The following is a 12913-nucleotide window of genomic DNA, read 5'->3' as shown; positions in this document are numbered from 1 at the left end:
TCAGGAGGCGCGGATCCGCGAGAGGAAGGCGCGCGTGCGGTCCTCCTGCGGGTCGCCGATCACCTGCTCGGGCCTCCCCCGCTCGTGGATGCGCCCGTCGTGCAGGAAGCAGACCTCGTCGGCCACGTCGCGGGCGAAGCCCATCTCGTGGGTGTTGAGCAGCATGGTCACGCCCTCGGCCTTGAGCTCGGTCAGCAGGTCGAGCACCTCACCGACGAGCTCCGGGTCGAGCGCGCTCGTCACCTCGTCAAGCAGCATCAGCCGCGGGTTGGCCACCAGCGCCCGCGCGATCGCCACCCGCTGCTGCTGCCCGCCGGACAGGTCGTCGGGGCGCGCCTCTGCCTTGGCGGCGAGGCCTACCCGCTCCAGCATCGCCATCCCGCGGGACCGCGCCTCCTCGGCGCCGACCCCGTGCACGAGGCGCAGGGCCAGGGTGACGTTGCCCATCACGTCGAGGTGCGGGAAGAGGTTGTAGGCCTGGAAGACCATCCCCATGCGCGAGCGCACCTCGTCGCCGTCCACGCGCGGGTCGGTGATGTCGCGGCCCTCGAAGGAGATCACCCCGTCGTCGACGACCTCGAGGAGGTTCACGCACCGCAGCAGCGTCGACTTGCCGGATCCCGACGCGCCGATCAGCACGACGCACTCGCCGGGCTCGATGGTCAGGTCGACCTCGCGGAGCACGACGTGGTCGCCGAAGGACTTGCGGACGCCGTCGAGGCGCAGCAGCTCGGTCATCACGGGGTCCCCGCGGCGTTGTTCGGAGGAGCGAAGCGGAGGAGAAGAACGTCGTGGGGTGTTCTCACAGGTGGCCTCCTGCGCCGTGGTAGCCCTTCTTGCGGGCGTAGCGGTCGGTGAGCCTCGCCATCGGGATGGTGAGGCAACAGAACAGCACGCCGGCGACGACGTAGGGCGTGTAGTTGAAGTCGATGGCCGTCTCGATCTGGGCCGCGCGGATCGCATCCACCACGCCGAGCACGGCGATCAGGCCGGAGTCCTTCTGGAGCGAGACCAGGTCGTTCATCAGCGGCGGGATGACCCGGCGCCAGGCCTGGGGCAGCACGACGCGGCGCAGCGTCTGCCCGTAGGTCAGGCCGAGGGACCGCCCGGCGAGGCGCTGGCTCGGGTGGACCGACTCGATGCCGGCCCGGAACACCTCGGCGACGTAGGCCGAGTAGGACAGCACCAGGGCCGTACATCCCCAGAAGAGGGCCGAGGTGGGCAGCCCGGACAGGCTGAGCGCGGGGCCGCCGAAGCCGAGCAGGAAGATCACCAGCAGCAGCGGCAGGCCGCGGAAGACGTCGACGTACGCCGTCCCGACCAGGCGCAGCGGGAAGGCGACGGGACCGCGGATGGTGCGCATCACCGCGATCGTCAGGCTCAACGCGACGATGAGGACGGCGCAGAGCGCCATCACCCGGATGTTGAGCCAGAGGCCCTCGAGCACTGCCGGGAACGACGAGACGGCCTTGTCCCAGTCGAAGTAGGTCTCCTGGACGCGCTCCCAGCCCGGCGAGCTGACCACCAGGCCGCCGGCGACCCCGAGCAGCAGCACCGTGCTGCCCGACGCGATGACAGCGCTGCGGATCGTGCGCCGGCGCCGCCACTCGTCGCGCTCGCGCTGGACCTCGGAGGGCTCCCAGGCGGTGTCCACCTGGTCAGTCATGGGGTCGCCTTCAGGACAGCTCGGGAGCGCCCTGCTGGGCCAGCCACTCCTGGCCGATCTGGTCGAGGACGCCGTCCTCGCGCAGCGTGTCGACGGCCGACGAGACGCAGTCGGTCAGCGGGCTGTCCTTGGCCAGGACCGCGCCGAACTGCTCCGGCTCGCCGTCCGGGAGCGGGAGCTGGCCGACGATGACGCCGTCGTCGAGCTGCACGGCGGTCATGAAGTAGGCGGTGGGGAGATCGACGACGATGCCGTCGATCTGGCCGTTCTTGAGCGCCTGGACCGCCTGGTCGTTGGTGTCGAAGACGGCGGGGTCCTGCGAGGGCTGGATCTGGTCGGTGATCGCGGTGTAGCTGGTCGTGCCGACCTGGGCGCCGAGCTTGGCGTCGGCGAGGTCGGCGAGGCTGGTGATGCCGTCGATAGCGCTGCCCTTGTTGGTGATGACCGTCTGCACGACGTCGTAGTAGCCGGAGGAGAAGTCGACGGCCTTGCGGCGGGCCTCGGTGATGGACACCTGGTTGACGTCGAGGTCGAAGTCCTTGGGGCCGGGCTGGACCACCTTGTTGAACGGGACCTTCACCCAGGCGACCTGGTCCTGGGTGTAGCCGAGCTGTTCGGCGATGGCGTAGGCCACCGCGGACTCGTAGCCCTCACCGTTGGTCGGGTCGTTGTCGACGAACCACGGCTCGTAGGCGGGGGTGTCGGTGGCGATGGTCAGGGTGCCGTCGGCGACGGTCTCCATCGCGTCGGGCGTGCACTCGTCGGCGGCAGCCGTCTCGGACGCCGAGCTCTCCGAGCTGTCCGAGCCGGCGTCGCTGCCGCTGTCGGCCTCGTCGGTCGGGGCGCACGCGGAGAGCGCGATCGCAGCGGACGCGAGCGTGACGACGGCGAGGTGGCGCCTGGCTGCGCGCCGGGAGGTCTTCAGCATGGCCGAATCCTACGACTGCGCCCGCCGTCAGCGGACCGGATGGCCCGCTGTGGACAGACCGGTCTTGACCTCTGCGATGGTCAGCGTCCCGAAGTGGAAGACCGTGGCTGCCAGCACCGCGTCGGCGCCGGCCTCGACGGCGGGCGGGAAGTGCTCGACCGCACCCGCTCCCCCGCTGGCGATGACCGGGATGCCCACCTCGCGTCGTACGGCGCGGATGAGCTCGAGGTCGAAGCCGTCGGTCGTGCCGTCGGCGTCCATCGCGTTGAGCAGGATCTCGCCCGCACCGAGCTCGGCGGCACGCACGGCCCACTCGATCGCGTCGAGCCCGGCACTCTTCCGACCGCCGTGCGTGGTGACCTCGAACCCGCTCTGCGTGCCCGCTGCGCGTCGCGCGTCCACGCTCAGCACGAGCACCTGGTTGCCGAAACGGTCGGCGATCTCCGCGACCAGCTCGGGCCGGTGGATCGCGGCGGTGTTGACCGCCACCTTGTCGGCACCTGCGCGCAGGAGCCGGTCGACGTCCTGGACGCTGCCGACGCCGCCGCCCACGGTGAGCGGGATGAAGACCTCCTCGGCGCAGCGGCTGACCACCTCCATCGTGGTGGCACGGCCCTGGTGGGAGGCGGAGATGTCGAGGAAGGTCAGCTCGTCGGCGCCCTCGGCGTCGTACAGCCTGGCGAGCTCGACGGGGTCGCCGGCGTCACGCAGCTCGGTGAAGTTGACGCCCTTCACCACCCGCCCGCCGTCGACGTCGAGGCACGGGATGACGCGGATCGCGAGGCTCATGCCTGCTCCTTGCGCGCGCGGGCTGACAGGGCGACGTCGACGATTCCCACGCGGGACTGGGCGTCCAGCTCGGCGAGCGGCACCCAGGCTGCGTGGTCGGTCGACCCGTCGACCTCGGTCGTGCCGAGCTCGCCGCCGGTGATCGTCGCCTCGAAGACGAACCGCTGCGAGCGGAACAACCCGTCGAAGGTGCGGCCCTCTCCGGTGAAGAAGTCCTCGGCGAGGAGCGCACCGGGCTCGACGTGGTGACCGGTCTCCTCGAAGACCTCCCGCACCAGCCCGTCACGGATCGACTCGTCGAACTCGATCCCGCCGCCGGGAAGGGACCAGGCCGGGTCGCTGTGCCCCTCGCCGTTCCACCACGCGAGCAGCACGCACTCCTGGCCGTCGACCTCGTCGACGAGGAGCACGTAGGCAGCCAGCCGCGTGTGGTAGTCGGTGAACTCCATGCTCACGGCACCGGCTTCGTCAGCGCCAGGGCGTCCTCGAGGCTGAAGCGGCCCTCGTAGAGCGCGGTGCCGGCGATGGCGCCCTCCACGCCCTCCTCGACGAGGGTCATGAGCGCGCGGATGTCGTCGAGGGTGGTGACGCCGCCGCTGGCCACGACGGGCTTGTCGGTGGCGGCGCAGACGTCGCGGAGGAGCTGGAGGTTGGGCCCCTGCAACATGCCGTCCTTGTTGACGTCGGTGACGACGTAGCGGGCGCACCCCTCGGAGTCGAGGCGGGCGAGGGTCTCGTAGAGGTCGCCGCCGTCGCGGGTCCAGCCGCGCGCGGCCAGCGTCGTGCCGCGCACGTCGAGCCCGACCGCGACCCGGTCGCCGTACGTCGCGATGGCTCGGGCGCACCACTCGGGCTGCTCGAGCGCGGCGGTGCCGATGTTGACCCGCCGGCACCCGGCTGCCATCGCTGCCTCCAGCGACTCGTCGTCGCGGATGCCGCCGCTCATCTCGACCTGGATGTCGAGGGTGCCGACGATCCGGGCCTGGAGCTCCCGGTTGTGCCCGTGGCCGAAGGCGGCGTCGAGGTCGACGAGGTGGATCCACTCAGCCCCGGCGTCCTGCCAGCGCAGCGCCGCCTCGATGGGGTCACCGAACCGCTTCTCGGACCCGTCCACCCCCTGCACCAGCTGGACGGCCTGGCCGCCCTTGATGTCCACGGCAGGAAGGAGCTCGAGGTAGGGCTGCTCGGGGGTGCTGGGCATGGGTCGATCCTAGGAGCGACCGCTCCCCGTCCCCACCGGGTGGGGGCCCGGCGAGACGCGGAGCCACCGCGGACTGGACCAGAGCTAGCGTGGGGCCGTGATCGGCGACCGGTGGGGCGTCAGCGACGCCGAGGTGCGCCGTGCCTACGGGTGCGACGCCTTCGTCACCGCGCCGACGCTGCAGGCGTGGCGCGGCGTCACCGTCCATGCCGAGGCCGCCACCGTGTGGGCCTGCATCCGGCAGGTGCGCCTGGCGCCCTACTCCTACGACCTCGTCGACAACCTCGGGCGGCGCTCACCGCGCGACCTCCGCGACCTGCCTGAACCGCGGGTCGGCGACCCGTTCACCCGCGCCCTCGGCCGTGACCAGGGGCGGGTGGTGGCGGTCGAACCTGGCCACGAGCTGACGGCGACGATCATGGGCGCCCACATGTCGTACGCCGTCCTGCCGCGGGAGAGCGACGTACGCCTCGTGCTCAAGGTGGTGGCTCGCACCAGCAGGTGGCTGGCGCCGGCTCTCTCGGTCGGCGACCTGGTGATGGCGCGCAAGCAGCTGCTCACCCTGAAGGAGCTGGCCGAGGTCTAGTGTCGGCCGCGCTTCAGGGTCGGCAGCTCGTAGGCGATGCCGTCCGTCGGGCGGGTCGGCGCGATCCCCAGGGCCCGCAGGATCGTCGGCATGATGTCGACCGACCTCACCTCGGCACGCAGGTCCTTGTGCGACGTGTTGGCGCCGGCGAAGACGATCGGGACCTGCTGCGACGTGCGCTGGATGCCGCCGTGGTCGCCGAGGACGGAGTACGTCGTGTTGTCGGGCAGCGTCGCGATCAGGTCGGGACCGTAGTCGGCGGCCTGGGTGTCGACGAGCTCCTGCGCCTTCGTGGCGAACCACCGCTTCTCGGCGCCGTGCATCCGGTCCCAGCGCACCGGGGTCACCCGGTCGAAGTGGTCGCCGTCGCGGCGCCAGACCGCGGTCACGTCGGCCAGGCCCTCCATGATGGCCGCCGCCTCGGCGACCTTCTCCGGGGACTGGTCCTTCAGCCACACGTTGAGCGAGGAGTCGCTGTAGGAGAAGCCGACGTTGGTCTTCCCGGTGCCGTCGTCGGTGCCGTCGATGAGCGGTTGCAGCGCCTCCTGCGGGCTCAGGTACGGCACGTCGTTGGCCGGCGAGCCGTAGTACCAGTTGAAGTAGCCGTAGTCGTTCACCGGCTCGAAGTCGCCGTGGAAGTGGCCCTCGTCAGCCGCGACGGAGCCGTGGTCGGCGGTGAGGACGACGAGCGTGTCGTCGAGCTGGCCACTGTCCTCGAGCGCCTGCATGATCCGGCCGACCTGGGCGTCCGCGGTCTCGGTGGCGTACTCCATGTGCGTCATCGGGTCGTAACCCGGCGTCGCGCCCTCCGGGTCGTTGACGCCTCCCCACATGTGCGCGGCCTTGTCGACGCCGGGGAGGCTGACGAAGATGCCGCTCCAGCCGTCGCCCTCCTGCCCCATGATCTCGAGGACGGCATCGGTGGCCCAGATGTCCCCGCCCTGGTGTGCCGGGTCGTGGCCGACCACGTAGCGGTTGTCGGTTGCGGGGTAGAGCTGCGCCGGGTACTGGAGGGTGTCGTACCCCGTGTCGCGGGCCACCACCCACCGTGAGCCGCAGTCCGCCGAGAAGTACGCCGGCACGTTCCAGCCCGTCGGCGCGCGGTGGCGGGTGGTCACCGGAGGGTTGCTCCCCGGGACGGGGCACGTCTTGCTGCCGAACGTGATCGTCGAGGTGTTCGCCGACCCGGGACCGCTGAGGCCCCATGCGGCGTACCCCTTGGGGCTGACGGTGAACACCTTGCCGGTGTCGTCCAGGTAGTCGGACAGGTGCGGGTAGCCGGCCGCCTGCTGGAGCGGTGCCATCTGGTCGCGCCCGAAGTTGCTGGTGATGTAGAGGCCGCCGGGGGCGCCGAGCAGGCCGGCCACGTCGCGGTAGCCCTCGTTGGTCCAGCCCATGTGCTTGGGCGAGGCACCCGTCGTGACCACGTTGTGGGTGACGACCGTGACCGACCCCGTGTGGCCGAGGTAGCCCTTGGGCGTGTCGACACCGTCCTTCATCAGCGCCTGCACGTTGCCCATGCCGTACGTGTCGACGATCTCCTTGCTGAGCGCGTCGACGACGATGACGACGACCTTCGTCGGCCGGTCGGGCGGCCTCGTCCCGTGCCCCCCACGACCCCCGGCCTGGGCACCCGACTGGGTCCCGACGACGGTGAGCGCGACCGCCGAGGCGGCAACGACGGCGAGCAGGCGGGCACGGTGCTGAGCCATGACGACTCCCTCCCGGCGCGGCGGCGCTGCCGCGGTCCGTGAGCCGAACGTAGACCCGGCCCGAACCCCCGGCAATCCCCCGGGATGGGTAGGTCCGCGCCTCCGCCGAGCCCCGGCGGATCAGCGCCAGACGGGCGCGACCTCGCGTCGGTAGCGACGCGCGACGAGCAGGGTGAGGATCGTGATGACAGGCCCCGGGATGTTCGCACGCAGCGCCGACCGCTCCCGCTCCCCCGCGCCGTCCTGCATCCAGGCCAGGGAGTTCGCCGCGTCGACGGGGCTGGCCGGGCGCAGCTTCTTGGCCAGTGCCTTGAACTCCTCGTCGTCGTGCAACGCGCCCATCGGGCCCTCCACGTCGCGTTCCTCGTGGTCGAGGTGGCCGTTGATCACCTCGCGGGCTCGCGCGACCTCGTCGGCCGCGGCCGCGGCGTTGATCGCCGACGGTGCGCCGACGACGGCGTCGAGGCTGGTCGAGACCGACGTCAGCGCCTGCTTCATCGCCACGTGCTCGGACTCCATCTGCTCGAGGAGCGTGCGGTCGACGCCGCGCGACTGGAGGAACGGCCACACGTGCTCGTCCTCGGCCTCGTGGTGGTGGGTGAGCTCCCGGACCAGGTTGCGCCAGGCCGTCCGGATCTCGCGGGCTCGCGCCGTGTCGCCGTCGGGCAGCGTGCGCAGTGCCTGCTCGGTCCGGGTCACGTCGCGGCGCACGGCCGCGTGGATGATCTGGTTCATGCTCATGGTCCCCGTCATGTCCGCGACGCTAACGAGGCGACGCGGCCCACTGCGACCCGATTTCGGGGTAAGTCGCGGGCCGCGCGTGGCTGGGCTGCAGTCGACGGCCGGACGGTCCAGAATACGGTCGACCACATGTCGACCCGTCAGGGTCGCCTGACGACGGGGACCCACCATGCGATCGCTCCAGCGCGCACTCACCTCGGCGACGCTCGCCGCTGCCCTCCTGGGCCTGTCGACGACAGCCGCGCACGCCGACCGGTGGTGGGGCCGCGACGCCGCGCGCGACGTCACCCAGTTCACCTTCACGCCTGAGCCTCCCCCGTGCGGGACCTGGGAGGTGACGACCCAGGCCCAGGACACCGCCACCGACCTCGTCGGCCTGTCGGTGGTGCACGGACGCGACGACGTCGTCCTGCGGGCGCACTACCGCGACCTCACCGGGTTCGCAGACCGCTTCGTCAGCTTCACCCTCGCGACGGACGGTCGCGACTTCGAGGTTGCCCTCCACGAGCGTGGCCGCAGTCCGGTCGCGGAGCTCTGGAGCGCCCCGACCGAGCCCGAGGAGGTGGACGCGTGCGGTAGCTACTCGGTGATCCAGGCGGGCCGCGGGTGCGACGTCGAGTCGCAGGTGCTGCTGGAACGTGACGTCATCGCCGTGACGGTCCCTCGCGACTGCATCGGCGATCCGCGCTGGATTCGGGCGGGAGTCGTCGACCAGCGCTCAGTCGGCGCCCGGTTCCGCGGCGACGCGTGGGGACTGACCGGAGGGGGAACCGAGACCGATCTCGCCGACGCGCCTCTCTCACCGCGGGTGCGGCGCAGCCGCTGACCCGTCTCGGGTCGGCCTAGACCGACACCCGKAGCGACGCCACCCAGTTGGCGAGCAGCGCGGCACCGGCGTCCCCGGACTTCTCCGGATGGAACTGCGTCGCGGTGAGCGGGCCGTTCTCGACGGCGGCCACGAAGCGGTCTCCCCCGTGCTCGGCCCAGGTCACCAGCGGGGCCGCCGTGCGGTCGTTCGTGACGAGGTCCCAGGAGCGCGCCGCGTAGGAGTGCACGAAGTAGAACCGCTCGTCCTCGACGCCGGCGAACAGCCGCGTGCCCTCGGGGGCCTCGACCGTGTTCCAGCCCATGTGCGGCACCACGTCGGCCTCGATCCGGGTCACGAGACCGGGCCACTCCTCGCAGCCCTCGGTCTCGACGCCGTGCTCGACACCGCCCGCGAACAGGATCTGCATGCCGACACAGATGCCGAGAACCGGGCGCCCGCCCGCCAGCCGCCGGCCGATGATCCGCTCGCCCTTGATCTCGCGCAGGCCGGCCATGCACGCGGCGTAGGCACCGACGCCGGGTACCACGAGGCCGTCAGCGGCGAGCGCGGTGTCGAAGTCACCGGTGAGGGTGACCGTGGCGCCGGCGCGCTCGACGGCGCGCACGACCGAGCGGAGGTTGCCCGACCCGTAGTCGAGGACGACGACGTCGGGAGCCGTCACAGGCTGCCCTTCGTGGACGGCACGCCGGTCTCGCGGGGGTCGATCGCCACGGCGTCGCGGAATGCGCGGGCGAAGGCCTTGAACTGCGCCTCGACCACGTGGTGCGGGTCGCGGCCGCCGAGCACCCGCACGTGCAGCGCGAGGTGGGCGTGGAAGGAGATCGTCTCGAAGACGTGGCGGGTCAGGGAGCCCATGTAGGTGGCGCCGGTGCCGCCGATGGCGACGTACTCCTGGCCCTCCGGCTCACCGGTGTGCACGCAGTAGGGACGGCCCGAGACGTCCACGACGGCCTGGACGAGCGCTTCGTCGAGCGGCACGGTGGCGTCGCCGAAACGCCGGATGCCGGCCTTGTCGCCGAGGGCCTCGCGGAGCGCCTGGCCGAGCACGATCGCGGTGTCCTCGACCGAGTGGTGGGCGTCGATGTGGGTGTCGCCGCTGGTCTGGACGACGAGGTCGACCAGGGAGTGGCGAGCGAAGGCGTCGAGCATGTGGTCGTAGAACCCCACGCCGGTCGACACGTCGGAGCGGCCGGTGCCGTCGAGGTCGACCTCGACGAGGACGCCGGACTCCTTGGTGGTGCGCTCGATCTTCGCGGTGCGGCTCATGCCGGCTCCTTCGTTGTCTCGATTGTGTCCAGCAGGGCCTTCTTGAAGGCTGCCATCTCGTCGGCCGTGCCGATCGACACGCGCAGCCAGCCGTCGGGGCCGGTCTCGCGGATCAGCACGCCCCGGTCGACCAGACCCTGCCAGACGGCGTGCCGGTCGGCGAACCTGCCGAACAGCGCGAAGTTGGCGTCGGAGTCGGCCACCTCGAGCCCCTGCTCGCGCAGCCAGGCCACGGTCGCGTCGCGCTCGGCGCGGAGGTCGTCGACCTTGCCGAGCAGCTCGGGGGCGTGGCGCAGCGCCGCCAGCGCGGTCGCCTGGGTGACGGCCGAGAGGTGGTAGGGCAGCCGTACGACCCGGATCGCGTCGCAGATCGAGGGATCTGCGGCGAGGTAGCCCAGCCGGGCGCCGGCCAGGGCGAACGCCTTGCTCATGGTGCGCGTGACGACGAGGTTGCGGTGCCGCGGCAGCAGCTCGAGCGCGCTCGGGGTGCCGGCGCGGCGGAACTCGCCGTAGGCCTCGTCGACGACCACGATGCCGCCGGGCTCGTAGGACGCGGCCGCCTCGCACAGCATCGTCACCGCCTCGGGCGGCAGCGCCGTCCCGGTCGGGTTGTTGGGGCTGGGCAGGAGCACGACCGACGGGCGACGCTCCTCCACCAGCCGACGCGCGGCGTCGAGGTCGAGCGAGAAGTCCTCGGCCCGGTGGCCGGCCATCCACTCGGTCATCGTGTCGCGGGCGTACTCGGGATACATCGAGTACGTCGGCGCGAACGACAGCGCGACGCGCCCCGGACCACCGAAGGCCTGCAGCAGCTGCAGCATCACCTCGTTGGACCCGTTGGCCGCCCACACCATCTCGGGGGTGATGCCCGAACCGCCGGACGTGTCGAGGTACGCCGCCAGGGCGGAGCGGAGCTCGACGAACTCGCGGTCGGGGTAGCGGTTGAGCGACACCGCTGCCGCACCGACGGCACGGGCGATGTCGGCCGCGACCTCGGGCGAGGGACCGTAGGGGTTCTCGTTGACGTTGAGCTGCACGGGCGCCTGCTCCAGCGACAGCTGGGGCGCACCGTAGGGCTCGATCCCCCGCAGCTCCTCGCGCAGCGGTGGGAACAGCCCGCTCACCGCTGCGACCGGTCGCTGTCGAACCGGACGCTGACCGCCTGGCCGTGGCCCGGCAGGTCCTCCGCCCCGGCCAGCGTCACGACGTGGTCGGCGACCTCGGCGAGCGCCTCGCGCGAGTAGTCGATGACGTGCACCGACTTCGTGAAGGCCCGCACGGAGAGACCGCTGGAGTGGCAGGCGCAGCCGGCCGTCGGCAGCACGTGGTTGGAGCCTGCGCAGTAGTCGCCCAGCGACACCGGCGACCACGGGCCGACGAAGATCGCGCCGGCGTTGCGCACGCGCGCCGCGTGGGCGGTGGCGTCGCGGGTGACCACCTCGAGGTGCTCGGCGGCGTAGGCGTCGACGACGTCGACGCCCTGGTCCATGTCGTCGACCAGCACGATGCCGGACTGCCGCCCGCCCAGCGCGGTGCGGATGCGATCGGTGTGACGGGTGGCGAAGACCTGCTTGTCGAGCTCGGCCTCGACCGCGTCGGCGAGCTCGAGCGAGTCGGTGACCAGCACGGACGCCGCCATCGGGTCGTGCTCGGCCTGGCTGACCATGTCGGCCGCGACGAACGCGGCGTCCGCGCTGTCGTCGGCCAGGATGGCGATCTCGGTCGGCCCGGCCTCGGAGTCGATGCCGACGACGCCCCGCAGCAGCCGCTTGGCGGCTGCGACGTAGATGTTGCCGGGACCGGTGACGAGGTCGACGCGCTCGCAGGGGCCGGCGCCGTAGGCGAACATGGCGATCGCCTGCGCGCCACCGACTGCGTAGACCTCCTCGACGCCGAGGAGCTCACAGGCAGCGAGGATCGTCGGCTCCGGAAGGCCGTCGCGGTTCTTCTGCGGCGGGCTCGCGAGCGCGATCGAGCGCACCCCGGCGACCTGCGCGGGAACGACGTTCATCACGACGCTGCTCACCAGCGGGGCGAGACCACCGGGGACGTAGAGGCCGACGCGGTCGATCGGCACCTTGCGGTGCGTGACGGTCGCCCCGGGGGCGACCTCGCTGGTGACGTCGCGCTCGAGCTCGGCCGCACAGGTGGCGCGGAGCCGACGGATCGACTCCTCGAGACCGGCCCGCACCGCTGGGTCCAGACCCTCGAGCGCGGTCGTCAGGGCCGCGCGCGGCACGGCGATGTCGTCGCCCTCCACGCCGTCGAAGCGGGCGGAGAACTCCGTGATCGCCTCCACGCCGCGCGCCCGGACCGCGTCCAGGATCGGCTGCACCTGATGCGTGGCGGCCTCGACGTCGAACTCGGCGCGGGGCACGCTCGCGCGGTAGTCGACGGACGCCGCGTCGGCGCCCCTCAGGTCGATGCGCCGGATCAGGGACATGCGCCGATTCTAGGTTCCCCCGCGGGTCGAGCCGAAGTCGCGGGCGTCGGGTGGACACCGGCCGTTAGTGTCGTGGTGTGAGCGACCCACTGCCGATGTTCCCGCTGAGCACCGTGGTGTTCCCGGGCATGAGCGTGCCGCTCCACGTCTTCGAGGACCGCTACCGGATGCTGGTGCGCCACCTCCTCGAGGAGGAGGACCCCGCCCGACGGGTCTTCGGCACGGTCGCGATCCGCGAGGGCTACGAGGTCGGCGACCACGGCGCCCAGTCGGTCTACCGCGTCGGCTGCGTCCTGCAGCTGACCGAGGTCGACCGGCGTGACGACGGGACCTTCGACATCGTCGCCGTCGCCCGCGAGCGCCTGGTCCTCGAGGAGATGCAGCGGGGCAGCGACTACCCGCACGGCCTGGCCGTCGTGCTCCCCGAGCCGGAGGTCGACGTACCGGCCGAGGTGCTCGAGCGGGCCCGCGCCACCTTCACCGCGTTCCGCGTGGCGATGACCGAGCTGCAGGGCGACCCCTACAGCGGGACGCTGCCCCGCGACCCCGACTACCTCGCGTGGACGCTGTCCGCCCTCGCCCCGCTGCCCATGGCGGAGCGGCAGTCGCTGCTGGAGGCGGAGAACGCCACCGAGCGGCTCACGCTGGTGACCCGGATGCTGACCGAGGAGCTCCGGGCGATCAACGTCATCCCGTCGTTGCCGGCCACCCAGGTGGCCCGCACCGCCTGGTCCCCCAACTGACCCGCGGGG

General features: G+C 71.8%; 15 protein-coding genes. 3 read left to right on the top strand and 12 right to left on the bottom strand.

Going from position 1 to position 12913, the window contains the following annotated elements:
* The 6 genes from AC1DP1_RS16455 to priA all read right to left on the bottom strand — a co-directional run bounded on the left by AC1DP1_RS16455 (nt 1) and on the right by priA (nt 4584).
* Complete coding sequence (locus AC1DP1_RS16455) at nt 1-738, bottom strand: amino acid ABC transporter ATP-binding protein (protein WP_477507728.1); 738 nt, start codon at nt 736-738, stop codon at nt 1-3.
* Between the two features lie 64 nt (nt 739-802).
* Nucleotides 803-1666 (bottom strand): amino acid ABC transporter permease, encoded by an 864-nt coding sequence (locus AC1DP1_RS16450; protein WP_477507727.1) that lies wholly within the window; start codon nt 1664-1666, stop codon nt 803-805.
* Between the two features lie 10 nt (nt 1667-1676).
* Nucleotides 1677-2594 carry an ABC transporter substrate-binding protein gene (locus AC1DP1_RS16445; RefSeq protein ID WP_477507726.1) on the bottom strand — a complete coding sequence of 306 codons (918 nt, stop codon included), beginning with the start codon at nt 2592-2594 and terminating at the stop codon, nt 1677-1679.
* Nucleotides 2595-2621: 27 nt separating this feature from the next.
* Nucleotides 2622-3383 (bottom strand): imidazole glycerol phosphate synthase subunit HisF, encoded by a 762-nt coding sequence (gene hisF, locus AC1DP1_RS16440; RefSeq protein WP_191196935.1) that lies wholly within the window; start codon nt 3381-3383, stop codon nt 2622-2624.
* On the bottom strand, nt 3380-3832 hold the full coding sequence (locus AC1DP1_RS16435) for an NUDIX domain-containing protein (protein ID WP_477507781.1): 453 nt from the start codon (nt 3830-3832) through the stop codon (nt 3380-3382). The genes hisF and AC1DP1_RS16435 overlap by 4 nt, the downstream gene beginning before the upstream one ends.
* Nucleotides 3833-3834: 2 nt before the next feature.
* On the bottom strand, nt 3835-4584 hold the full coding sequence (gene priA / locus AC1DP1_RS16430; protein ID WP_457185534.1) for a bifunctional 1-(5-phosphoribosyl)-5-((5-phosphoribosylamino)methylideneamino)imidazole-4-carboxamide isomerase/phosphoribosylanthranilate isomerase PriA: 750 nt from the start codon (nt 4582-4584) through the stop codon (nt 3835-3837).
* Between the two features lie 97 nt (nt 4585-4681).
* Here priA and AC1DP1_RS16425 point away from each other — a divergent pair, with 97 nt between their 5' ends.
* The gene (locus AC1DP1_RS16425) at nt 4682-5170 is read left to right on the top strand and encodes a hypothetical protein (protein WP_477507725.1); all 489 of its coding nucleotides are present in this window, start codon (nt 4682-4684) and stop codon (nt 5168-5170) included.
* On the opposite strand, the gene AC1DP1_RS16420 is transcribed toward AC1DP1_RS16425, so the two are convergent.
* Together AC1DP1_RS16420 and AC1DP1_RS16415 are read right to left on the bottom strand one after the other, a co-directional pair.
* Nucleotides 5167-6882, bottom strand: a complete 1716-nt coding sequence (locus AC1DP1_RS16420) for an alkaline phosphatase family protein (protein ID WP_477507724.1) — start codon at nt 6880-6882, stop codon at nt 5167-5169. The genes AC1DP1_RS16425 and AC1DP1_RS16420 overlap by 4 nt on opposite strands.
* Nucleotides 6883-7002: 120 nt before the next feature.
* Complete coding sequence (locus AC1DP1_RS16415) at nt 7003-7635, bottom strand: hemerythrin domain-containing protein (RefSeq protein ID WP_457185528.1); 633 nt, start codon at nt 7633-7635, stop codon at nt 7003-7005.
* 157 nt (nt 7636-7792) lie between these two features.
* Between AC1DP1_RS16415 and AC1DP1_RS16410 the strand changes: the two genes are divergently transcribed.
* On the top strand, nt 7793-8449 hold the full coding sequence (locus AC1DP1_RS16410; protein WP_477507723.1) for a hypothetical protein: 657 nt from the start codon (nt 7793-7795) through the stop codon (nt 8447-8449).
* A gap of 16 nt (nt 8450-8465) precedes the next feature.
* Here AC1DP1_RS16410 and hisH read toward each other — a convergent pair whose 3' ends face one another.
* The 4 genes from hisH to hisD are packed head-to-tail and all read right to left on the bottom strand — an operon-like array spanning nt 8466 to nt 12155.
* On the bottom strand, nt 8466-9113 hold the full coding sequence (hisH, locus tag AC1DP1_RS16405; RefSeq protein WP_477507722.1) for an imidazole glycerol phosphate synthase subunit HisH: 648 nt from the start codon (nt 9111-9113) through the stop codon (nt 8466-8468).
* Nucleotides 9110-9718 (bottom strand): imidazoleglycerol-phosphate dehydratase HisB, encoded by a 609-nt coding sequence (gene hisB / locus AC1DP1_RS16400; RefSeq protein ID WP_300045284.1) that lies wholly within the window; start codon nt 9716-9718, stop codon nt 9110-9112. The genes hisH and hisB overlap by 4 nt, the downstream gene beginning before the upstream one ends.
* A complete protein-coding gene (locus AC1DP1_RS16395; RefSeq protein ID WP_477507780.1) occupies nt 9715-10833 on the bottom strand; it encodes a histidinol-phosphate transaminase in 1119 nt (372 codons plus the stop codon). The genes hisB and AC1DP1_RS16395 overlap by 4 nt, the downstream gene beginning before the upstream one ends.
* A 5-nt stretch (nt 10834-10838) precedes the next feature.
* Nucleotides 10839-12155 carry a histidinol dehydrogenase gene (gene hisD, locus AC1DP1_RS16390; RefSeq protein WP_477507779.1) on the bottom strand — a complete coding sequence of 439 codons (1317 nt, stop codon included), beginning with the start codon at nt 12153-12155 and terminating at the stop codon, nt 10839-10841.
* An 83-nt stretch (nt 12156-12238) separates the two neighbouring features.
* Here hisD and AC1DP1_RS16385 point away from each other — a divergent pair, with 83 nt between their 5' ends.
* Nucleotides 12239-12904 carry an LON peptidase substrate-binding domain-containing protein gene (locus AC1DP1_RS16385; protein ID WP_477507721.1) on the top strand — a complete coding sequence of 222 codons (666 nt, stop codon included), beginning with the start codon at nt 12239-12241 and terminating at the stop codon, nt 12902-12904.
* Nucleotides 12905-12913: the final 9 nt, after the last annotated feature.

Source organism: Nocardioides sp. P4_G10, assembly GCF_056401175.1.
The sequence above is the reverse complement of the archived record's forward strand: the minus strand, read 5'-3'. Positions and strand labels throughout refer to the sequence as shown.

Excerpts from the sequence above, each read along its gene's own strand:
- AC1DP1_RS16410 (WP_477507723.1), top strand. The coding sequence starts at position 7,793 with ATGCGATCGCTCCAGCGCGCACTCACCTCGGCGACGCTCGCCGCTGCC.
- AC1DP1_RS16415 (WP_457185528.1), bottom strand. The coding sequence starts at position 7,635 with ATGACGGGGACCATGAGCATGAACCAGATCATCCACGCGGCCGTGCGC.
- AC1DP1_RS16455 (WP_477507728.1), bottom strand. The coding sequence starts at position 738 with ATGACCGAGCTGCTGCGCCTCGACGGCGTCCGCAAGTCCTTCGGCGAC.
- hisF (WP_191196935.1), bottom strand. The coding sequence starts at position 3,383 with ATGAGCCTCGCGATCCGCGTCATCCCGTGCCTCGACGTCGACGGCGGG.
- AC1DP1_RS16420 (WP_477507724.1), bottom strand. The coding sequence starts at position 6,882 with ATGGCTCAGCACCGTGCCCGCCTGCTCGCCGTCGTTGCCGCCTCGGCG.
- AC1DP1_RS16450 (WP_477507727.1), bottom strand. The coding sequence starts at position 1,666 with ATGACTGACCAGGTGGACACCGCCTGGGAGCCCTCCGAGGTCCAGCGC.
- hisB (WP_300045284.1), bottom strand. The coding sequence starts at position 9,718 with ATGAGCCGCACCGCGAAGATCGAGCGCACCACCAAGGAGTCCGGCGTC.
- AC1DP1_RS16435 (WP_477507781.1), bottom strand. The coding sequence starts at position 3,832 with ATGGAGTTCACCGACTACCACACGCGGCTGGCTGCCTACGTGCTCCTC.
- priA (WP_457185534.1), bottom strand. The coding sequence starts at position 4,584 with ATGCCCAGCACCCCCGAGCAGCCCTACCTCGAGCTCCTTCCTGCCGTG.
- AC1DP1_RS16445 (WP_477507726.1), bottom strand. The coding sequence starts at position 2,594 with ATGCTGAAGACCTCCCGGCGCGCAGCCAGGCGCCACCTCGCCGTCGTC.